Source organism: Nocardia sp. NPDC060255, assembly GCF_042727395.1.
GTDB lineage: Bacteria > Actinomycetota > Actinomycetes > Mycobacteriales > Mycobacteriaceae > Nocardia.
In genome coordinates this window covers 157,599-177,549 of record NZ_JBHXAU010000014.1, presented here as the reverse complement: position 1 = coordinate 177,549, position 19,951 = coordinate 157,599, and the positions used below count along the sequence as shown (strand labels likewise).

Genomic DNA, 19,951 nt, shown 5'->3' with positions numbered 1-19,951 from the left:
CAATGCGCACAGTGACCGGACGTAGTGACCACGTCGTGGTGGTGGGCGCCGGACTGGCGGGCCTCGCCACCGCTGTCCACCTCGCGGGACGGGGCCGCCGGGTCACGGTGGTGGAACGGGAAGAAGTGCCGGGTGGCCGGATGGGCCGACTCGACCTGAACGGCTATCGACTCGACACCGGCCCGACCGTGCTGACGATGCCGGAGCTGCTCGACGATGTCTTCGACGCCGTGGGGGAGCGCACCGCGGATCGGCTCGAGCTGTCCTCGGTCACACCCGCGTACCACGCGTTCTACGCCGACGGTCGTGCCCTCGAGGTGCACAGCGACGAAGACGCGATGGTGCGCTCGGTCACCGAATTCGCGGGCGCCGCGCAGGCCGCCGGGTATCGGCGGCTGCGTGCCTGGCTCGCGCGGTTGTATCGAGCCGAATTCGACCGGTTCATCGCGGCGAACTTCGAGTCACCCCTGTCGATGCTGACCCCGGCGCTGGCCCGGTTGACCGCACTCGGCGGCTTCCGCCGCTGGGATCACAAAGTCGCCCAGTTCATCTCGGATCCCGACCTGCGCCGAGCGTTCACCTTCCAGTCGCTCTACGCCGGAGTAGCGCCGGATCGTGCGCTCGCGGCCTACGCGGTCATCGCGCATATGGACACGATGTCGGGGGTCTACTTTCCGCGCGGCGGCATGCGCGCGGTACCGGATGCGCTGGCCGCCGCGGCGACCGCGGCCGGCGTGCAGTTCCGTTACCAGAGCACGGTCACCGAATTGGAAAGCTCCGGCAGCCGCGTGACAGCCGTCCGCACCGATCAGGATGAGCGAATCGATTGTGACGCCGTAGTTTTGACCACCGAGCTGCATCGGACATACGCGTTGCTCGGCCACCGAACGCGACGTCCGGTCCGGCTCCGAGCCGCCCCGTCCGCTGTCGTTCTGCACATCGGCTGTGACCGGGTCCAGCCGGAACTGCCGCATCATGCGCTGCTGTTCGGTACCGAGTGGGAGAGCTCCTTCCGGGAGATCATCGACGGCGGACAGGTCATGTCCGATCCGTCGCTGCTGCTGACCAGGGCGACCGCGGGCGACCCGAGCCTCGCCCCGGCCGGACGGGATCTGCTCTATCTGCTGGCGCCGGCGCCGAATCTAGAACGCGGGCACATTGATTGGCCGAAGTTCGGGACAACCTACGCCGAGCAGATCCTCGACCTCGCGCAGCGCCGGATGGGTGCTCGCTGGGCTGACCTCGATCTGTTGCAGATCGTCACCCCGGCCGACTGGGCGCGCAAAGACATGCTCGCGGGCAGTCCGTTCGCCTTGGCGCACACGTTCGCACAGACCGGGCCTTTCCGGCCGGCCAACATGATTCGCGGCATCGACAATGTGGTGCTCGCGGGCGGGTCGACGGTACCGGGGGTCGGCATCCCGCCGGTGCTGATCTCCGGCAGGCTCGCCGCCGACCGCATCACCGGGCACACCCATGCACGGCGCGGCGCCGCGTCGTCCGCCCCCACCGCATTCTGATCGGAGGACCATGACGCGCACGGAACTGATCGCCGCGGGCATCACCGATCCGCTACTCCGCGAATCGTATCGGTGCTGCCGCGAACTCAACGCCCGGCACGGCAAGACGTTCTTCCTCGCCACCAGACTGCTCGCCCCCGATCAGCGGCCCGCCGTGCATGCCCTCTACGGATTCGCCCGCCGCGCGGACGACATCCTCGACGACGTGGACCCGGCACGCACGATGGCCGACCGCGCGGCCCGATTGGCTTCGCTGGCGCAGCAATTCGCCGCCGGAGACAGCGGCGGCGATCCGGTGCTCGCGGCCGTGCTGCACACGGCGGATCGCTACGCCATCGGTGCGGAGCTGTTCGACGCGTTCCTCGCCTCGATGCGGATGGACCTGACCGTCACCGACTATCCGGATCGCGCCGCACTCGACCGTTACGTCTACGGCTCGGCCGAAGTGATCGGCCTGCAGTTGCTGCCGATCCTCGGCGCGACCGAAACCGTCGCCGCCGCGGCTCCTTACGCGGCGGCGTTGGGTAAAGCGTTCCAGCTGACCAACTTTCTGCGCGATGTCGATGAGGACCTGGCGCGTGACCGGGTCTATCTGCCCGCCGATGAGCTGGCGGCACATGGCGTCGATCGTGAGTTGCTGTCCTGGTGCAGCAGCCGCCGGCGATCTGAGCCGCGGGTGCGCCGGGCACTGGCGGCTCAGCACGAGATCACCAGGGAAATCTACGATTACGCGCGCGGCGGGATCGACCGGCTCGCACCGCGCTCGCGGCCTTGCGTAGCGACCGCGCTGACGCTGTACTCGGAAATTCTGGATCGCATCGAGGACAACGACTTCGAGGTCTTCGGTCATCGAGCCAGGGTCGGCACCGGTCGTCGGATGCGTGTCGGCGCCTCCGGCCTTGTCCGTGCGTGGCTGGCCCGCCGCGGTCCCTCGCGGATATCGGAAACCGCTCGGGCGTCGGGTATTTCGCAACAGTGCGAGCGGACCTAGGAGCCGACATGGACCATTGGCGGTATCTGCTCGTCCTGCTCGCCTGTCTGGCGCTGACCGCACCCCTGGAATTCCTCGGAGCCGGCGTATATCGGCGCCCGCGCCTGCTGCTCGCGGCAGTGTTGCCCGTCGTGGTCGTTTTCGTGGTGTGGGATCTGCTCGCCATCGCGGGCGGGGTCTGGAGCTTCGATCAGCGATACGTCCTCGGCGTTCGGCTCCCCGGGGCGATGCCCTTGGAGGAGTTTCTGTTCTTCCTTGTGGTCCCCGTGTGCGGACTGTTGACGTTCGTCGCGGTGGAGACGTTGCTCGGCCGGAGCGGGCGCGATCGGGTCGGTAGGCCTGCGGACAGGGGCAGCCGATGAGTATCGACGGGATCGGATACACAGTGCCCGCCGCGGCCGCGGTCGTCGGCGTGTGCCTGCTCGAGATCTCGGTGTTGCGTACCGGCCTGCTGCGTAAGCCTGCGTACTGGTTGTCGATGGTCATTGTGCTGGGGTTCCAGATCCCGGTGGACGGGTGGTTGACCAGACGTGCCGCACCGATCGTTCGCTACAACCCGAATCACATTCTCGGGCTTCGCTTTCCGTTCAATATTCCGATCGAGGACTTCATGTTCGGCTTCGCGCTGGTGACGGCGGTGCTGCTCTGCTGGGAACGTGCCGGGCAGCGCCAGGAAGGCCTGCGGCGATGATCCGCTCGGCAACGCCACTGGGCCGAGACCGGCGCCGGACGCGGTATCCGGCGCGGCCGGGCCGGCTGGATGTCGGGGACGACGGGCACCGGCCGACCGCTGTCGTGGTCGGCGCCGGAATCGCGGGGTTGGCCGCCGCCACCGGCCTGGCCGAGCGCGGCTTCCGCGTCGAGGTGGTCGAGCGCGAGCAGTACCTCGGCGGGCGGGTGGGTGGCTGGACCGAACAACTGGCCGACGGCACCCCGGTCGGCATGAACCGCGGCTTCCACGCCTTCTTCGCCCAGTACTACAACCTGCGGAAGTTGTTGTCCCGCAGTGACCCCACGCTGTCGAGCCTGCGAAGACTCGATGACTACCCGCTCATCGACGCCGACGGCCACCGCGACACCTTCCGCAACTTGCCGCGCACCCCACCATGGAACGCCCTGGCTTTCGCGCTGCGTAGTCCGACCTTCCGGATGCGCGACCTGGTCCGGATGGACGCACGCGCCGCCGCGCCGCTGGCGGCGGTGTCGGTGCCACGGATCTATCACCAGCTCGACCACCTCGACGCGGATACGTTCTTGCGCCGCATCAACTTCCCGGAAGCCGCCCGGCACCTGGCGTTCGAGGTGTTCTCCCGCAGCTTCTTCGTCGAACCGCGGCAGATGTCCGCCGCCGAGCTGGCCGCCATGTTCCACATCTATTTCCTCGGCTCCAGCGAGGGGCTGGTGTTCGACGTGGCGCGGGACAATTTCGATGTCAGTCTGTGGACCCCACTCGCCGGCCACCTCACCGGTCCGCCGAGTCCTGAGCGCCCCGGCAGCGTCGAATTCCACACCGGGACAACTGTTACCGAGATTCGATCGAACGGCGCCGACTTCGTGCTGATCGATGACACCGGCGCCACGCTCCCGGCCGATGCCGTCGTGCTCGCCGTCGAGGTACCGGCGTTACGCGCGATCATCGCGCGCTCGCCAACCCTCGGCGACATCGAATGGCGCACGCGAATAACAGAATTGGGCAGTGCGCCGGCCTTCGCGGTGCTCCGGCTATGGCTGGACCGGCCCATGCACCCCGACCGGCCGAGCTTTCTCGGCACCGGCAACCTGGACCCGCTGGACAACATCAGCATCCTCGATCGGTACGAGCGCAAGGCGGCGGGCTGGGCCCGCGAACACCGCGGCAGCGTCGTCGAATTGCATGCTTACGCGGCGGCCGAGGCCATTCCCGGCGTTGCCGCCCAACGGGTCCTGCGCGGCAGCCTGCTGGCCCGGCTGCACGAGATCTACCCCGAATCCGCCGACGCCACCATCGTCGGCGAGCACATGCTGTGGCGGCAGGACTGCCCGCGTTTCGCGCCGGGGGACTTCGCCCGGCGCCCGGGTGTCGAGACACCGAACGCGCGTCTGATGCTCGCGGGCGACGGAATTCGGGTCGATCTGCCGGTCGCGTTGATGGAGCGCGCCGCGACCACCGGCTGGCTCGCCGCCGACCTGCTGTCGCGCGAATGGCGCGGCGCCGGACACGCATTGCAGACCGTACCCAGCCGAGGCCGATCGGCCCTGCTGCGCACCTTCGCGACCCGCGAGAGGCCAACCGATGACTAACAGGATACCGCTGCAACGGTTTTCGCCGGAGAAGTGGTCGCGGCAGCGGCCGACCCATCAGGATGCGGATCCCCGGGTGATCGGGGCCGCGTTGCGCTGGTCCCAGGAGCTGCCGAGCGGCAACTGGTACGCGTTCGCCGCGAGCCGCGACATTCGCGGCGATCGACCGTTCGGCACGACGATCGGCGGCGTCGAGGTCGTCGCGTGGCGAGATCGACAAGGCGCGCTGCACGTCGGCCCGGGTGCCTGTCCACATCTAGGCGCACCACTGGCCATCGGACAGGTCGATGATGCCGGACTGATCTGCCGCTGGCACGGATTACGCGTCGGTGGCAGCGAGGCCACCACCCGCTGGTGCCCGTTTCCGAGCTATGACGACGGGGTGCTGGCCTGGGTTCGGCTGGACGCTGTCGGCGGTGAAATGGCAACGGAAGCACCAATTCTCGGCTTCCGTCCAGCCGACACCACCGTGCACTCGGTGACCAGGCTGGTCGGCACCTGCGAACCTCGCGACATCATGGCGAATCGACTCGACCCGTGGCATGGGGCGTGGTTCCACCCGTACTCCTTCGCGCGCCTGGACGTCACGCAGGCGCCGCCGCGTGAGGGCATCACCGAGGAAAACCACCGCTTCCTGCTCACCGTCACCTTCCGCCTGACCCGCCGGCTCGGCATCCCCGTCGAAGCGGAATTCCGCTGCCCGGACCCGCGCACCATCGTGATGCGCATCGTCGCCGGCGAGGGCGCCGGCAGCGTCGTCGAAACCCATGCCACCCCACTGGGTCCCGGGCCGGACGGACAGGCCCGCACCGCGGTGGTCGAGGCCGTGATCGCGACTTCGGACCGCTCCGGGTTCCGATTCACCCACCACACCCTTCCGCTGCTGCGCCCGCTGATGAACCGCGCCGCTACCCGCTTGTGGCGCGACGACCTCGCCTATGCCGAGCGCCGCTATCAGCTGCGCACCCGGCATCGATAGCCGGGCAACGTTTCCCCGAGAGGGGAGCAGATCGCCGGTGCCGACGAAGCCACCGGCGACCTGTTCTCGCTGATCAGCCGAGCGACAAGCAACCCTGGAAGGTCTGGAAGTCGCCGGCGAAGCCGACCCCGCCGCTGCAGGTCGGGCCGGTGACTCCGGTGACGGTCACGGTCGCACCTGGTCCGGCGATGCCGATGGCCAGGCCTGGGCGCACACCCTCGGCGTTAACTGTCGCTCCTGGTCCGACAGCGATCGCGGCCGGACCCGACAGCTGGGTCGACCGTGATGACGCCGAGCCGCCGTTCTGTGCGATGGCCAGCGACAGACTCGTCGGTCCCGCGTCGGCGGAGGCATATCCGCCGAGACCGTATGCCGCGGCGGCGGCGCCACCGGTACTGGTCGCAGAGCATTGCGCGCCCGCGGCGGTCACCGAAGAGGCGCTGGCACCCGGCGCTGGGCAAGCGGTATCGGCGGCTGTAGCGCTCGGCGCGGACAGACACAGTGCGCACACTGCTGAGCCTGCGCCGATCAGTACCGCCGCGCCGCGGCGAGTGAGAGAGATGTTCATAGCGTTCTCCTGTGCGTGACCGCCAGGTTCTATGGGACTGATACGGGCTTGCGGCCCGACGGCCACGACGAAATCGGTTGTGCGGTTATCGGATTGCCGCTCCGGCGCATCCCGGCGCGGTACACCTATCACCGTAGCGAACAAATGATGCAAAAGCGATGCATTCGATCGAAGGTTCCTTCTCATCGGTGCGCGGAAATCGGATCGGTCCGAGGACGGCCGTGCGAGGGCCGCGCGCGGTTCGAATCCGCCTGTGCGTCCAAGCGGCTCGGCCACCAGACACGCGCCCCGAGCAGACCGAACAACGCCGGGATGATGACGGTGCGTACTACAAAGGTGTCCAACAGGATCCCCAGCGCCACCACGATGCCCAGCTGGGTGAGGGTGATCAGGGGCAGCACGCCGAGCACGCAGAAGACCGCGGCGAGCACGACACCGGCGCTGGTGATGACCGCGCCCGTCGTCGCGACCGCGCGCACCATGCCGTCGGTGGTGCCGTGTTCCGGAGTCTCTTCGCGCGCTCGAGTAACCAGGAAGATGGTGTAGTCGACGCCGAGCGCGACCAGGAACAGCAGCGCGAACAACGGCACGTTGGTATCGATCGCAGGGAAGCCGAAGACATGGATGCTCACCCAACTGCCCAGTCCCAGTGCGGCTATCGCGCTGAGGGCGGTCACGGCAACCAGCAGCAGTGCGGCAGGCAGAGCGCGTAACAATACGAGCAGAACCACCAGGACGATAGCCAGGATCAGTGGGATGATGATCGCTCTGTCGTGAGCCGCTGCGGTCCGCGTGTCCAACGCTTCCGCATCGCTACCGCCCACCAGTGCGTCCGCATCGGGGATTTGAGCCACGCGGTCGCGGATCGTGTCGATCGTGTCGAATGCCCGGCCCGAGCCGGGTGGTGCGTCGATCACCACCGACCAGCGCATCGATCCCGACGGCGTGGTGCCGGTCTTGGTCGTGCGCACCACGCCCGGGGTATTCGACAACGCCTCGTCGATCCGGGAGGTAGCGGACTCCCGTGCGATAACGACCGTAGGGTCGGCCGTGCCCGACGGGAAATGCGTTGCCAGAGTATCGAATCCGTCCACCGACTCGGCGCGGACACGGAACTGCTCGGTCTGTGAAAGGCCGACATCGACGGCGAACAGCCCGGTCGCGCAGACCGCAAGCAAGCCGATCGCGGCGAGCGCGACCACGGTCGGGCGGCGGACGGCCCGGCTAGCGATCGCATGCCAGACGCCCTGCGTGGCGGCATCTCGATCGTCGGGACGTGGCACGAAGGGCCAGAACACATTTCGCCCGCACAGCGCCAACGCGGCAGGCAATCCGAGCAGTACGAACACCAACGCGACCACCAGCCCGGCCGCGGCGAGCACGCCCAGGCTGCGGGTGCTCGGCACCGACGCCAAGACCAGGACCAGCAGGGCCGCGACCACGGTGAGGTTGCTCGCCAGAATCGCGGGCCCGGCTCTACGCACCGCACGGCGCAGCGCCTGGCGGTGGTCCGATTCGCGGTGCAACTCATCGCGATAACGCGACACCAGCAGCAACGCGTAATTGGTGCCCGCGCCGAACACCAGCACGCTGGTGATGCCCGAAGTGGAGCCGTCGAAGCTGAGCCCGGTCAGCTTCGCGAGCCCGGTGCCGACGCTGGTCGCGGTCTGGTCGGCGGATCCGATGATCAGCAGCGGAAGCAGCCACAGCACCGGAGATCGGTAGGTCGCTATCAACAGCACCGCCACCACCAGGGCGGTGACGGCGAGCAGTGTCGTGTTCGCGCCAGAGAACGAGTTTGCGATATCGCCGCCGAAGGCTGGGCCGCCGGTCACCTGAACCCGCAGATCCGTTGGTAATCCATCCCTGGCTGCCTGCCGTAGTCGGTCGATCTGTTCGCTCAGCTCGAATCCACTCAACTCGGCTGGCACCGGCACCGGCCCGATTACCGCCTTGTGATCAGGGGCCTCGACCATCGCGCCCGCGCTCGCACCATTCGGGTTCCCGGCCGCGGTCGCGGTACGTGCCAGGGTGGCCGCAGCGGCCGTGCGATCGGATGTGCTGAGGTCTGCGCCATCGGTGCGGGTCAGCACCACGATCGCCGAGCTGGCACCGGCATCCGGAAACTGCGTCAGCGCTTGCTTCACCCGAGCTGACTGTGCCGAGTCGGGCAGGGTCGCCGGGGACTCGCCCGCCGTGTCGTTCCCGCCGACTCCGCCGATCACGCCGCCCGCGACCACTGCGAGTAGCAGCAATAGCAGCCATGACGTGCGTGCGGTGACAGCGGAGGCGTATCTCTCCCAGATGCTCACTCAGCCAACTCTCTCAGAATCTTAACTATTAAGCAACGGAGATAGTTGGCCGGGATATTCTTCTCGATGTGACAGAACCCGACCGGACAGTGCGTGCGCCTGCTTCGACCTCGGCCGACGAGCGCGAATCGCTCGAAACGGAGATCGCGGCCGACATCCGTGCGCTCACCGCCATCTCCGACCAGCTCGGTCATGTCTTCGCCCGCTCGAACAGCCTGCGTCCCAACGACTTCCGTGCGTTGCTGCACATCGCCACCGCCGAGTTCGCCGGACGACCGCTCACCCCCGGCCAGCTGGGCGGGTTGATGGGCATGTCCTCCGCCGCGGTGACCTACCTGGTGGAGCGGATGATCCAGTCCGGTCACCTGCGCCGCGAAGTCGACGCGACAGATCGTCGCCGGGTCATGCTCTACCACGACGACCAGGGCATGACCGCCGCGCGCGACTTCTTCCTCCCGGTGGGCGCGAGCACCCGGGCGGCAATGGCCGAGCTCCCCGACGAGGATCTGCAGGCCGCCCACCGCGTGCTCGTGCAGGTGATCGCGGGACTCCGTGCGCATTTCGACCAGGTGACCGCGCCTCGCTAGCTGATGTGCGAGCGAACGCGGCGATGTCGCCTGATTGTCAATTGGTTAAGTTTCTGAGAGAGTCGGTTCGTTGTACGTCGCTCAGGAAGGATCTTCATGCAGCTGGGTCAGCCGAGCCGGACCGCGCTGGGTGCCGCGCGGGCGCGGGCGTTCCATCAGTACGCGGACGAGCCGCGGATCTTCGATGATCCCCTCGCGGCCCTGATCGCCAAGGCCGTCGACGCGGCGGTCGACGACAGTGCCGCCGACGACGGAATACCCGCGGAGGCAAGGCTTTTCCTTGCTATCCGCCATCGTTTCGCCGAGGACGCGTTGTCGGCTCGTGTCGGCACGGTCCACCAGGTGGTGGTGCTCGGTGCTGGATTGGATACCTTCGGCCTGCGCAACCCTTACCCTGGGATAACTGTCTTCGAGGTCGACCACCCCGACACTCAGGCGTGGAAGCGCGAACGTGTCGCCGATGCGGGCATCCCGGTACCGCCGTCGCTACGGTTCGTGCCGGTGGATTTCGAAACCGATCGCCTGGGTGAACGACTCCGCGACGCCGGCTTCGACGACTCCGCACCGACCTTCTTTCTCTGGCTCGGTGTGGTGCAGTATCTCACCGCGGCCGCTGTCGACACCACGTTGCGTTTCATTGCCGAGCTGCCCGCGCCCGCACAGGTGATCTTCGACTACAGCGAGCCGATATCGGCGCTGCCGCCACAGAACAGGGCGATTCTGGAAGTGCTGGCAGGCGTCATGGAGCGGCTGGGTGAGCCATGGTTGTCGCTGTTCACCGCCGACGAAATCGGTGAGAAACTCACCGAATTCGGCTTCGACGACATCGAAGACCTGGACTGGGCGCGGATGATCGCCCGTTTCGCACCCCTGAGCACCGCCGCCGATCGGGTCGGCGGCCACGTGCTGCGGGCCGCTCACCGTGGGCATCTCCGCGCTGCGCCGATCGATCGGCAATAACCCGGCGTTGTCAGCGATCGTCCGGCGCGGCGGTCGCTGACCGTTCGCCGAAGTCAACCGAGATTATTCGGCCACCAATCCGCTCCGGGATACGGCGCGAATCCCTGTGCGTCACCCTGGGAGAGGGTGACGATCGAAGTGGTGCAGGTGTCGCCGGAGGCGTGTTCTCCGGCGACATCACCAAATACACGCGGACGCCGCAAGCATGGGCGACCGCGCCGGTCCGACTCCGCTGAGCGGGATCATCATGAGCCCGAGAGGATTTGGGCTTCGGGCGCGGCCCCGACGTGGGCGACGGCGCTTCGGGCGGTTTGCGCGTCGGTGAGTGGTGCGTCGGGCGGGTAGTAGTCGGCCGATCGGGTACCGGTGAAGTAGTCGCCGATCCAGCCGAGGGTGAGCGTGCGCAGGGTGGTGATGTTGACCGATTCCGGTGTGCCGCAGAGCAGGCTGCCGAGGGTGTCGACGCTGGTTCCTTCGGCGTCGGTGTGTACGCCAGTGCTGATGCGGATGCCGACATAGGAGCGATGCAAGCGGGTCCGCAGGGCGTCGGTGCCGGTGCCGAAGGCGTTGCACAGCGAAGGGGGGCCGGAGACGGCGAGAATGGGCAGCGCGGTGTTGTCCAGGTCGGCGAGAGCTCGGTCGGTGTTGTCGCCGACGAAGGACTTGACGGGATCGAGTACCACGAGCCCGCGCAGTCCACCCCACGTGCCGGGATGGTCGGCATGCAACCGGTGGGCGACATATTCGACGGCTTCGCCGCCCGCCGAGTGGCCGACGAAGGCGTACTGCTCGGGTAAGCGGAGTTCAGGTCGGCCCGCGTGCGCGGCCGCGGCGGAAAGGCTTTGGGCGAGTACGCTGTCCGGGCTTTCGGCAGTGGCGAAGAGTGTCGCGATCGCGCCGAGGAACCCGGTGTTGCCGGTGAGGTTTTGCAGCGTGCAGCCGGCGAGGTCGATGAACGGCAGGCTCGGCGCGAAGACCAGATAGCCCGCTTCGGCGAAGGCGGTTCCGAGGCCGGCGATATTGGCGTTGCTGCGGGCGAAACCGTGTTGGAGCCAGATCATGCCCTTGGGGGTGCCGACGGGCAGATGCCAGTCGACCGATATCGGCAAATATGTTCCAGCGCAAGGGATCGGGATGGTCTCGTGCATCGTCGCGGGTTCGGCGCGGGCCGTGGGCCCGGCGGCGAGGGCGAGACACAGGGCGATGGCGGCGGTGGCCGGACCTCGGAGGTTCATCGTGACTCCAGTGACGAGCACGCTGTTTCCTGATGCGAAATAGCGTTTCTTACTTGGCGTCAATTAGCGCTCGAGATCGGCTTGCTGTCAACTGTTTCTTCTGAGGAAACGCTGTTGCCAAATTGGTGATCCCGTGGGTACCGTCGGGTCAGCGTGAGGTGTATGCCCAACGGGGAAAGGTGTTTTGGTGAGGTCGGCGTTGTACGTGCCGGGCAGTCGCCCCGAACTCTTCGACAAGGCGATGTCGAGTCGCGCCGACGTGGTCCTGCTCGATCTCGAGGACTCTGTTCCGTTGGCTGCGAAAGATCGAGCCAGGAACGAGGTTTCCGCCTGGTTGGGCCAGGTTCGTGCGGACGGACCACAGATCTGGGTGCGAGTGAACCCGGGTTCCATCGGCGAGGCCGATCTGGCGGCGGTGGCGGTCGCGAGGGTCGCCGCGGTATGTCTGGCCAAGACCGAATCGGCCGCACAGGTCAACACGGCAGGCGCGGTGTTGCGCGAGTTCGAGCCACGGCCCGGCGCCATCCGGATATGCCCGCTGCTGGAAAGCGCGGCTGCTGTGCTGGCATCCCGCGAGATCGCCGCCGCGCCCCGCGTCGCGCGACTACAACTCGGCGAAACAGATCTATGCGCCGACATCGGCGTCGACCCGAGCCCAGACGATCGAGAGCTATGGGCCGCACGCGCACAGGTGGTCCTGGCCAGCGCCGCTGCGCGGATCGCACCGCCGCTCGGCCCGGTCCGCACCGACTTCAATGACCTCGACGCACTCCGTATTTCGACGATATCGCTGGCGCGCATGGGCTTTCGCGGCCGTGCCTGCATCCACCCCGCCCAGGTCGCGATCGTGAACGAGGTGTTCACGCCGAACGTGGCCGAGCTCGAGAAGGCTCGCGACCTGGTAGCCCGATTCGACGCCGCAGGCGGGGAAGTACTGGACGAGGCGGGCAGAATGGTGGACCTGGCAGTGGTCCGGCGGGCGCGGCGCTTGCTGGAAAACACGGTCGGCCCGGCATAGAACCGGCCGCACCGCACGCACCGAATCCGTGCTGCGGCCAAGTCGATTCGGAACGCCGTAGCTGGATATGCTGGTCGGCCGATGTGATGAGCCCGGCCAACCCGGCGGGTGCCCTAGATTTTCGGGCGGGGGACAGAGCTGGCCGCAGGTATCGCGAGATCTGATGGGCGAGGGTGACGTAGGTAACTGATCGGATGATTTCAGGTGGCAGGGTGTTAGCTTGGCGTTAGCCATACTTGCGCTACGCGTGAGGTCGCCGTTCGGTCAGTACCGGCGGTAGGTCTCGTTGCCGATGTAAGGGCGGGTATCACGATGACCCAGAGCTCGTCTTTTCGATCCCGGTGGCAGTACCGGGTCGATTATCGCTGGGTGGTCGAGTTCCTCGAATCGCACGGCATAGCCGGGCGGATCAAGGTCGTGATCGGCGCGGGTGGCGCGATGATGCTCGTGAACGCCACGCTGATGGCGATCTCACCGGCAGGCGTACGCGGCGCACTAGGCACCTCGGTGAATATGCTCGCCGCGGTGTTGGGCGGGTTGTGGGCGTCGCGCTGGTGGGTGTTGCCGTGGCCGCGCGAGTCCGAGTCGGTCGCCTGGATCGCCGTGATCAATGTCGTTATCACAGTCGACAGCATGCTGGTTCAAGACCGTGTCCTCGGCGCGCTCGGGATCATCATGCTGGCCGCGACCGGGGCGTATGTGGCGGTCTTCCACAGTCCGTTGATCCTGGCCCTGTGCGTCGGCTGGTCACTGCTTTCGATCGTGGTGCTGTCGGTGACGATGGTCGTCGGTAGCGGGCGATGGCAAGGCGATGGTGCGCTCGGCATCGCGGTCGTGGTGGCCAATCTTGCCGTCATCGGCGTCATACTGCCGACGATGCAGCTCTCGCACTGGCTCCTGCGGATGGACGCGCTGTCCGATCCGCTCACCAGATTGCTGAACCGGCGCGGTCTCGACTCCTACTGGGCGGAGTACTCCGGATGGGCTGGGCGCTCCACGGGTTATGCGATCACCCTGGACCTGGACCGATTCAAAATCGTGAACGATACCTTCGGGCATTCGATCGGCGACGAGGTGCTGAAACGGACGGCGGATCGGCTGCGGTCGGCCGCCGACTCCGATGCGCTCATCGCACGCACCGGCGGTGAGGAATTCGTGGTCGTCGGTTGTGTGCGGGACGATCGGGCCGGTGTGGTCGCTGAGCGGTTGCGGCGTGCGATCGAGACGATGCCCAGTCCTCCGACAGCGATCACCGTCAGCGTTGGTGTCGCACTGTTCGCGGCCCGGGATGCTGCCGAACAACCGACCCGCTACCAGGTGCTGCGCGCCTCCGATGACGCGATGTATCGAGCGAAACGCTTGGGCGGCAACACCATTGTGATCGCCGAGGGGCGGCCGGACTCGATCGGTCATCGCTCAGTGATCTCGCAGTAGCGACCCGGCGCCCTCGATCTGATCGTGGATACCGTTGTCGCGCAGCGCCATCCACCAGGTGGCCGCGTTGATCGCGATGACCGGCTTGTCGAGCCAGCGCTCGGCCGCATCGGCCAGGCCGACCATGGAAAGGTTGGTGCCACACTGCACGAGCGCATCGATGTGGTCGCCGTCGACCTCGCGCAGCGCCGCACGCAACTGTGGCTCGGTGACATGGGCGATGGAAACTGCGGTGGGGCAACGCAATCCTTTGATCGCGGCCACTTCGAAGCCCAGTTCGCCGAAGAACCGCACCACGTTCTCGTCGCCGATCGGCTGGTATGGCGTCACGACGCCGATCCGTTGCGCGCCACTCGATGTCAGTGCTCGACGGCAGGCCTCGGCCCCGGTGGCGACCTGCAGCCCGGTCGCATCCTGGATCTGCCGCACGAACCTCTGGTTGCCCTCGACCCCGCCCCAGAATGTCTCGGCGGACATGCCCATGACCATGTAGTCGGGCTCGCAGGTGAGCACACGGGCGCAGGTCTCGTCCATTTCTGCGCGGATCTGGTCGAGCAGGCGGTCCATACCCGCGTCATCGCTCATGTTCTGGTCGCGGATGTGGATGCGGCCGAAGTGGGTGGTCACGCCCGGCACGCCCATGCGTGCGAAGTCGGGTTCCACCACAGTATTCGTCGACGGAGCGAGCACGCCGAACTTTGCGCGCCAGCCCAATACGTCAGGCATTGATCATCTCCCGGTTGTCCTGACTATCTCGGATTCCATCACGGCAGCCGGTGCCGCGGTTTTCATTGGGTGAAGAGGTCGCGCCGCCGCAACGGGGCAGCGACGAAGCGGCCGATGACCTTCGGCGTGGTCAGCCAACGGACATGTGCGCCGTTGCGCGGGTGCGCGACGGCGCGCTCGGCCAGCCAAGGCGCGACGGTATCGACGCGGTCGGCGAGGATGTTGAATATCTTGCGCGCCTTGGCCAATTCCGCTGGGTCAGCGTAGCCATGGGTCAGCAGATCGGTGACGACCATGCCAGGACTGAGCAGGCCGACGGAGACGCCCGGCGGGACTTCTTTGGCCAACGCCTCGGTCAAGTAGGTCAGCGCGCGCTTGCTCGCGCCGTAGATCGCCAGCCCGGGGACTGTGCGGCCGTCGCTGCCGAGACCTTCCATGTTCCAGACGTGGCCGCGGCCCTGTTCCGCCATGCCCGCGATCGCCACAGCGGAGCCGTTGATCGCACCGAGGAGATTGGTCGCGACGACGCGGCGAGCCTCCTCGGCGGGCAGCTCCCAGACCGGGGTGCGGGTGTGGGTGATGCCTGCGTTGTTGATCCAGACATCGATCCGGCCGAAGCGGGCTGCGGCGGCATCCCAGAGTGCTTGCAGCTGAGCGCGATCGGTGACGTCGGCGGGAACCAGCAGGGCATCGGGGAGTTCGGTGCGCAGCTTGTCGATCCGCTCGGTATCGGTGCCGCACACTGCGACGCGATGACCACGGGCGAGTAGCGCGTGGGTGATACCGAGTCCGATGCCACGGGTGCCGCCGGTCACGACAACTGTTCGATTCGCCTGTTCGGTCATGTGCGCACCAGCACCCCGTGCAGGACAGCGCTGAGGCTGTTGTGCTCGAAAAGTTCGTAGACCACGGCGATTTCGGTGCCCGCACCCATCCCTGGTGCAGCATCCAGCATGAATTCTCTTCCGGTGATTCTGCCGCCGTCGAGCAGGTGTAGTACTGGGTAGTTGGCGCGGCCGTAAGCAGTGGCATTGCCCCACGCGCCCGGTCCTTCATGAAACGAGCGGACACCATCGCGGCGTACCGTTGCCTCATAATCGCGTTCGAGTGCGCCGCGCCAGGTGACGCGATGCTCGGCGGTCAACAGGCTCAGCGGGGTGCTCTCGAGGTCGATGTGCACGGTGCCACGGTGCTGCTGGTCGGCGCCCCACAGCTCGCAGTCGCCGGAATAGCGGCAGTCGTCTTTCGTCGGCAGGACGAAGGGTGTTGCACCACAACGGGTTTCATGATCGATCAGTTCATCGGTCAGATCTGGGTCGCGGGTATAGATACCGTTGAACACGCCGACTATCGCCGGTCCCTGATAGAGCACCGAGGAGTAGATCTGCCTGTCGCCGAGTGTTTGGTTCCAGGTGTTCAAACCTACTTGCCAGCCGGGGCCGTAATAGTGCGCGTCGACGAAGCCGCCGTAAGGTCTACCCGCACCGTAGAAATCGGGACCGGTATAGAGCCGATCACGGTCGGAGTCGACCACGCCGAAGGCGAACGGCGCGCCGAGCGCGAACCGCCCAGCGAGCTCACCACCGCCGGTGAGCCCGCCGTCCATGTAGTAAGTCGTTGTGCCGTCGGCGAATACCGAAGAACGGCGAATGTCCTCGAAACCACGCCACACCCCGTCGGCGGCGAACAGCGATGGCCTGCCGACCCATTCCCCGGCGATCCGCTGCTGCCATCGGCTCGGTGCTGCCGCGGTCATCCGAGCAACTCCGCGCGCACCCGCTCGGTCTGCTCGTCGCCGAGCAACCGGCCCACCTGGGCCCACACCGGGTCCACCGCCGGGCTGAACAGGTTCGCGCGATTGGCGCGGTCGCGGGCCGCGGTGTCCCCGGTGACCGGGGGAACTCCCTTGTCCACCAACGCAAGCCAATGCTGCAGGTAGGCGTCAACGGTGCCGCTCAGTGTCCGGAAAGCGGAGTCGGTGGCTCGGCACACGACCATCCACGGCGACATCATCGCCCGCTGCCGAGGGCCGACCGCCGCCGCCGACACGCCCTCGATCTGCCAGGCCGCCTCCAGCAGCGGGGTCAGCGGCAGGAACGCGGCGTCGAGATAGGCGAGGTCGACCGCGAGATCGGCCCGCGGGATGAGGTCGAGGTGCATGGCGTGGTACTCCGCCGACCGCACCGAGTCCAGGGTGAAGTGCGGGATCGCGGAGTGTGCCGGGGTGAAGGCGAAGATCATGTGGCTGTCCAGGCCGATCGCCGGGACCACCAGATCGACGGTGACGAGCTTGTCGATCGGATCACCGCGTAACACCCGCAGCCTCCCGACGGGATCCGGTGACATCGCGCCGGCCAACGAGATATCCTCGGCTGGAACGAGTTCCAGGGCTGTGCTCAGGTGACCGAGGACGCGTTCGCTGAGCTCGATGGGCAGGCTCATTGTGGTGTTCCTCCGTTGCGGGCCTTGTGCACCCAGGCCTGGTCGAGTTCGGGATTGTCGCGGCGGGCGGGTGAGGCGATGACGGTGGCGGTGCGGCGCGGCCCGTCGCCGGTGATGATGTCGTCGTCGCCGAGCCACCAGCCGTCTTTGATCAGCTGGGTACGCCTGCGCCGGTAGGCGATCTGCAGTGCGTCGCTGCGCACATGCAGCTCATCGGCGAGGTCGAACGGCAGCAGCTCGGGTCGCTGCGATTCGACCACCGGTTTGTCCTGCAGCAGAATATCTTTGATTCTTTTGCGGGCGTCGGCGTCGGCCCAGCGGCCGGTGAAGAAGTTGCGGTAGCCGAGGATCTTGATCAGGGTGCGGTCCTGCGAGAGCGGGATGTTGAAGTCGTAGAGCAGCAGATCGCCGATGGGCAGCCGGATATGCAGCTTGACCACATTGGGCAGGTACCAGCCGTTGGTGACCGTCACGAACTCGGGGCGGGGCTTGTTCCGGGACAGCAATCCCCACAGTCCGCTCGGCGGCGGTGGACTGAGCTGGATATCGGCCTCCGCGGACCAATCATCCTTGCGAACAGTGAAATTCGGGATCTCGGGTTTGTCCGGGTTGCCGAACCTGGTGCCGTGCACGAAGGGCGTATGCGAGGCGTCGACGACGTTCTCGAAGGTCCGTTCATAGTTGGCCTCGACCTCCATCTCGAACTGCACCACCCGGAAGGCCGGATCGTTGTGCACCGGGATGTCCGGTATCGGTGGCCGTTGCGGTTCGGGCAGGTCGCCGAGGAAGGCCCAGACCATGCCGTAACGCTCCTGCGTGGGATAGGCGTCGACGCGGGCCTTCTTCGGAATGAGCCGGTCCTCGGAGTTGGCGGGGATCCGAACGCACGCGCCCTCGGCGTCGTACTGCCAGCCGTGGTACGGACAGGCGATACAGTCGCCGGTGACCGTGCCCATCGACAGCGCGCCACCACGGTGCACGCACAGATCCGACAGGCACACCACCGCGCCCGCGGTCGTGCGATACAGGACGAAGTCCTGGCCGAGACAGGTGACCTGCTTCGGCGTCCGTCCGACCTGGTCGGCGAATTCCAGTGCGTACCAGAAGTTTTTCAGCATTGCTCGTGCTCCGATAGTTGAGGTCGCAGCACACCCGCGTCGATGAATTCGGCGATCTCAGCGCGGGCCGATGCCGAGCTACACAAGTGGGTGCGCAGGAACGCAGAGCTCAGTCGAGCGAACGGCGCGAGTGCGTCCGCATCGTCCGGGCCGTCGAGGAAGGCGCGCGCCGCGGTCGGATCGGCGTCGGCGATCCCGAAGTGGTTGGCCTCCGGGATGACCGCGAGCAGATGCTCGCCCGGCGGCAGTGCTTCGGCGAACGTCCTGGCCACCGGGTCCGGGCGGTTGTCGCCGTCTTCGCCGTAACGGTCGGCACTGCCTTTGATCACGCCGTCGTTGGTGCCGACACCGAGCAGCACCGGGCAGTCGACCTGCGCGGGTAGCACCGTGCCCGCGGGCCAGCCGAGCATGGTCGCCACCATCGTGTGTGCGCCCCAAGCGAAAACCGCGCGGACCGACGGGAAGAAGCGAGCGGACTGGAGCACCACGGTGCCGCCCGCCGAGTGTCCGCCGAGCGCGACGCGGTTCAGGTCGAGCACACCGCTGAGCGGACCCTCGCTGTTCAATTCGACGAGAGTGCCGAGGATCGCGCCGATGGTCGGGCAGGTCGGGCGGGTGCCGTAGGCGTCGGGCCGGGCCGCGTCCAAGTCGACGCCGACCGTCAATCCCCGCCTGCCGCCGAACAATTCGGCGACCCGATCGAAAGTCACCACCACGAAACCGGTTGCGGCGATGGCGGTGGCAAACCGGCGATAGGAATCCTGGCCGACATTGACACCGGACAGGAAAACCACGACCGGATACGGTGCGGCCGCCGGATCGGCCGCGAAGACGCCGGACAGCCGTTCGTCGTCGGAGCCGGTGCTGATCGCGGGGTAGTACACCTTCAGATGCGCGGTATCGAAGGGCGCGTCGCCCGCGGTGCGCGCCGACCACCAGAGCGAGCGCACGATGCTCACGACACACCGCCGACCGGCCTGGCCAGGACGCGGTCGCCACCCCAGAGGCCACGCACCAAACGCTGGGTGAGCTCGGCTCCGAACATCCGCTCGCCCATGACATTCGCGGGATCGCGCTCGGCGATATTGCGCCGGACGGCCAGATCACGCTCCGCCAACCCGGCCTGCTCGTCGGCGGGTACCGGTGTCGCGTTGTCGACCCAGCCGAGCCACTGTTCGACCCGCGCGGTGAGCAGTTCGGCGACGCTATCGCGATTGGCCCGGTCGGGTGGGAAGGAGTAGCAGTACGCGGTGGGGGACAGGCTGGACCGGATGAAGCCGGTACGGCTGGTGAACCAGACGAAATCGGGATGTTCTTCCTTGAACGCCAACCACGGCACGTCGTTCTCGGCGTAGAAGCTGTCGAAGTAGGCGCCGTCGCCGACCAGATCACCGCGCGGGATCGCGTCGACGTAGAACCAGCCCTGCGGCCACAAGAGCAACGCGATGCCCAGATGCGGGACATTGATCTGCGGCCCGAGCCACACGGTCAGGTGCAGATTGACGAAACCCGTTGCGGGGTCACCGATCCAGGAATGCACCAGCCAGTCGACCTCGGGTCCGGTGTAGGCGGCCAGACTGCCGGATGCGCCTGCGGCCGGGTCCCCGTAGTTTTCCAGGTCCGCTGTCGACGGGTCTCTGGTGAGTTCGAATCGCTGGGCGATCCGGGTTTTCAGCCCGCTCAACAACTCTCGCCATTCCTGGAACGTCTCGGTGACGTCGGTCCTGGCTGTGGTGTCGACCATCTGCTCGACATGTTGCACGGTTTCACTCATCGTCGCT

20 protein-coding genes are annotated in these 19,951 nt (G+C 66.9%); 10 read left to right on the top strand and 10 right to left on the bottom strand.

The genetic code is table 11. The features are described 5' to 3' along the window. Positions 1–2 precede the first annotated feature (2 nt). The 6 genes from crtI to ACFWF1_RS25340 are packed head-to-tail and all read left to right on the top strand — an operon-like array spanning position 3 to position 5,770. The gene (gene crtI / locus ACFWF1_RS25365; protein ID WP_379289925.1) at positions 3–1,520 is read left to right on the top strand and encodes a phytoene desaturase family protein; all 1,518 of its coding nucleotides are present in this window, start codon (positions 3–5) and stop codon (positions 1,518–1,520) included. Positions 1,521–1,530: 10 nt separating this feature from the next. After that, on the top strand, positions 1,531–2,511 hold the full coding sequence (locus ACFWF1_RS25360; RefSeq protein ID WP_379289924.1) for a phytoene/squalene synthase family protein: 981 nt from the start codon (positions 1,531–1,533) through the stop codon (positions 2,509–2,511). Positions 2,512–2,519: 8 nt separating this feature from the next. Beyond that, on the top strand, positions 2,520–2,873 hold the full coding sequence (locus ACFWF1_RS25355) for a lycopene cyclase domain-containing protein (RefSeq protein ID WP_379289922.1): 354 nt from the start codon (positions 2,520–2,522) through the stop codon (positions 2,871–2,873). A 2-nt stretch (positions 2,874–2,875) separates the two neighbouring features. Further along, entirely contained in the window at positions 2,876–3,202 is a 327-nt protein-coding gene (locus tag ACFWF1_RS25350) for a lycopene cyclase domain-containing protein (RefSeq protein ID WP_379290024.1), read from the top strand. Continuing rightward, positions 3,199–4,791, top strand: a complete 1,593-nt coding sequence (locus ACFWF1_RS25345) for an FAD-dependent oxidoreductase (RefSeq protein ID WP_379289920.1) — start codon at positions 3,199–3,201, stop codon at positions 4,789–4,791. The genes ACFWF1_RS25350 and ACFWF1_RS25345 overlap by 4 nt, the downstream gene beginning before the upstream one ends. After that, complete coding sequence (locus ACFWF1_RS25340) at positions 4,784–5,770, top strand: DUF5914 domain-containing protein (protein ID WP_379289918.1); 987 nt, start codon at positions 4,784–4,786, stop codon at positions 5,768–5,770. Before ACFWF1_RS25345 ends, ACFWF1_RS25340 begins: the two co-directional genes overlap by 8 nt. A 73-nt stretch (positions 5,771–5,843) precedes the next feature. Here the strand turns inward: ACFWF1_RS25340 and ACFWF1_RS25335 are convergent, their stop codons facing one another. Both ACFWF1_RS25335 and ACFWF1_RS25330 read right to left on the bottom strand, forming a co-directional pair. Further along, on the bottom strand, positions 5,844–6,338 hold the full coding sequence (locus ACFWF1_RS25335) for a DUF6764 family protein (RefSeq protein ID WP_379289916.1): 495 nt from the start codon (positions 6,336–6,338) through the stop codon (positions 5,844–5,846). Positions 6,339–6,520: 182 nt separating this feature from the next. Then, positions 6,521–8,650 (bottom strand): MMPL family transporter, encoded by a 2,130-nt coding sequence (locus ACFWF1_RS25330; RefSeq protein ID WP_379289914.1) that lies wholly within the window; start codon positions 8,648–8,650, stop codon positions 6,521–6,523. A 68-nt stretch (positions 8,651–8,718) separates the two neighbouring features. On the opposite strand from ACFWF1_RS25330, the gene ACFWF1_RS25325 reads away from it, so the two are divergent. Together ACFWF1_RS25325 and ACFWF1_RS25320 are read left to right on the top strand one after the other, a co-directional pair. Beyond that, a complete protein-coding gene (locus ACFWF1_RS25325; RefSeq protein ID WP_379289913.1) occupies positions 8,719–9,237 on the top strand; it encodes a MarR family winged helix-turn-helix transcriptional regulator in 519 nt (172 codons plus the stop codon). 96 nt (positions 9,238–9,333) lie between these two features. Further along, on the top strand, positions 9,334–10,197 hold the full coding sequence (locus ACFWF1_RS25320; RefSeq protein ID WP_379289911.1) for a class I SAM-dependent methyltransferase: 864 nt from the start codon (positions 9,334–9,336) through the stop codon (positions 10,195–10,197). 245 nt (positions 10,198–10,442) lie between these two features. Here ACFWF1_RS25320 and ACFWF1_RS25315 read toward each other — a convergent pair whose 3' ends face one another. Continuing rightward, the gene (locus ACFWF1_RS25315; protein ID WP_379289909.1) at positions 10,443–11,432 is read right to left on the bottom strand and encodes a hypothetical protein; all 990 of its coding nucleotides are present in this window, start codon (positions 11,430–11,432) and stop codon (positions 10,443–10,445) included. A 187-nt stretch (positions 11,433–11,619) separates the two neighbouring features. On the opposite strand from ACFWF1_RS25315, the gene ACFWF1_RS25310 reads away from it, so the two are divergent. Both ACFWF1_RS25310 and ACFWF1_RS25305 read left to right on the top strand, forming a co-directional pair. Then, positions 11,620–12,450, top strand: a complete 831-nt coding sequence (locus ACFWF1_RS25310) for an HpcH/HpaI aldolase/citrate lyase family protein (protein WP_379289907.1) — start codon at positions 11,620–11,622, stop codon at positions 12,448–12,450. A 369-nt stretch (positions 12,451–12,819) separates the two neighbouring features. Continuing rightward, on the top strand, positions 12,820–13,884 hold the full coding sequence (locus tag ACFWF1_RS25305; RefSeq protein WP_379289906.1) for a GGDEF domain-containing protein: 1,065 nt from the start codon (positions 12,820–12,822) through the stop codon (positions 13,882–13,884). On the opposite strand, the gene ACFWF1_RS25300 is transcribed toward ACFWF1_RS25305, so the two are convergent. From ACFWF1_RS25300 to ACFWF1_RS25270, 7 genes are all read right to left on the bottom strand, one after another. Further along, positions 13,867–14,610: an arylmalonate decarboxylase gene (locus ACFWF1_RS25300; protein WP_379289904.1), complete on the bottom strand. Its 744-nt coding sequence runs from the start codon at positions 14,608–14,610 to the stop codon at positions 13,867–13,869. The two genes, ACFWF1_RS25305 and ACFWF1_RS25300, sit on opposite strands and share 18 nt — an antisense overlap. A 62-nt stretch (positions 14,611–14,672) precedes the next feature. Next, entirely contained in the window at positions 14,673–15,455 is a 783-nt protein-coding gene (locus ACFWF1_RS25295) for an SDR family oxidoreductase (RefSeq protein WP_379289902.1), read from the bottom strand. Next, positions 15,452–16,366: a hypothetical protein gene (locus ACFWF1_RS25290; RefSeq protein WP_379289900.1), complete on the bottom strand. Its 915-nt coding sequence runs from the start codon at positions 16,364–16,366 to the stop codon at positions 15,452–15,454. The genes ACFWF1_RS25295 and ACFWF1_RS25290 overlap by 4 nt, the downstream gene beginning before the upstream one ends. Beyond that, a complete protein-coding gene (locus ACFWF1_RS25285; protein ID WP_379289898.1) occupies positions 16,363–17,052 on the bottom strand; it encodes a hypothetical protein in 690 nt (229 codons plus the stop codon). Before ACFWF1_RS25285 ends, ACFWF1_RS25290 begins: the two co-directional genes overlap by 4 nt. Next, positions 17,049–18,170 carry a Rieske 2Fe-2S domain-containing protein gene (locus ACFWF1_RS25280; protein WP_379289896.1) on the bottom strand — a complete coding sequence of 374 codons (1,122 nt, stop codon included), beginning with the start codon at positions 18,168–18,170 and terminating at the stop codon, positions 17,049–17,051. Before ACFWF1_RS25280 ends, ACFWF1_RS25285 begins: the two co-directional genes overlap by 4 nt. Continuing rightward, complete coding sequence (locus ACFWF1_RS25275) at positions 18,164–19,129, bottom strand: alpha/beta hydrolase family protein (protein WP_379289894.1); 966 nt, start codon at positions 19,127–19,129, stop codon at positions 18,164–18,166. The genes ACFWF1_RS25280 and ACFWF1_RS25275 overlap by 7 nt, the downstream gene beginning before the upstream one ends. Further along, entirely contained in the window at positions 19,126–19,944 is an 819-nt protein-coding gene (locus tag ACFWF1_RS25270) for an oxidoreductase (RefSeq protein ID WP_379289892.1), read from the bottom strand. Before ACFWF1_RS25270 ends, ACFWF1_RS25275 begins: the two co-directional genes overlap by 4 nt. Between the last annotated feature and the right edge of the window lie 7 nt (positions 19,945–19,951).

Bases quoted from the DNA above. Each gene is read 5' to 3' on its own strand.
- crtI (WP_379289925.1), top strand. From the start codon at position 3: ATGCGCACAGTGACCGGACGTAGTGACCACGTCGTGGTGGTGGGCGCC.
- ACFWF1_RS25360 (WP_379289924.1), top strand. From the start codon at position 1,531: ATGACGCGCACGGAACTGATCGCCGCGGGCATCACCGATCCGCTACTC.
- ACFWF1_RS25355 (WP_379289922.1), top strand. From the start codon at position 2,520: ATGGACCATTGGCGGTATCTGCTCGTCCTGCTCGCCTGTCTGGCGCTG.
- ACFWF1_RS25345 (WP_379289920.1), top strand. From the start codon at position 3,199: ATGATCCGCTCGGCAACGCCACTGGGCCGAGACCGGCGCCGGACGCGG.
- ACFWF1_RS25340 (WP_379289918.1), top strand. From the start codon at position 4,784: ATGACTAACAGGATACCGCTGCAACGGTTTTCGCCGGAGAAGTGGTCG.
- ACFWF1_RS25335 (WP_379289916.1), bottom strand. From the start codon at position 6,338: ATGAACATCTCTCTCACTCGCCGCGGCGCGGCGGTACTGATCGGCGCA.
- ACFWF1_RS25320 (WP_379289911.1), top strand. From the start codon at position 9,334: ATGCAGCTGGGTCAGCCGAGCCGGACCGCGCTGGGTGCCGCGCGGGCG.
- ACFWF1_RS25315 (WP_379289909.1), bottom strand. From the start codon at position 11,432: ATGAACCTCCGAGGTCCGGCCACCGCCGCCATCGCCCTGTGTCTCGCC.
- ACFWF1_RS25300 (WP_379289904.1), bottom strand. From the start codon at position 14,610: ATGCCTGACGTATTGGGCTGGCGCGCAAAGTTCGGCGTGCTCGCTCCG.
- ACFWF1_RS25295 (WP_379289902.1), bottom strand. From the start codon at position 15,455: ATGACCGAACAGGCGAATCGAACAGTTGTCGTGACCGGCGGCACCCGT.
- ACFWF1_RS25290 (WP_379289900.1), bottom strand. From the start codon at position 16,366: ATGACCGCGGCAGCACCGAGCCGATGGCAGCAGCGGATCGCCGGGGAA.
- ACFWF1_RS25285 (WP_379289898.1), bottom strand. From the start codon at position 17,052: ATGAGCCTGCCCATCGAGCTCAGCGAACGCGTCCTCGGTCACCTGAGC.
- ACFWF1_RS25280 (WP_379289896.1), bottom strand. From the start codon at position 18,170: ATGCTGAAAAACTTCTGGTACGCACTGGAATTCGCCGACCAGGTCGGA.
- ACFWF1_RS25270 (WP_379289892.1), bottom strand. From the start codon at position 19,944: ATGAGTGAAACCGTGCAACATGTCGAGCAGATGGTCGACACCACAGCC.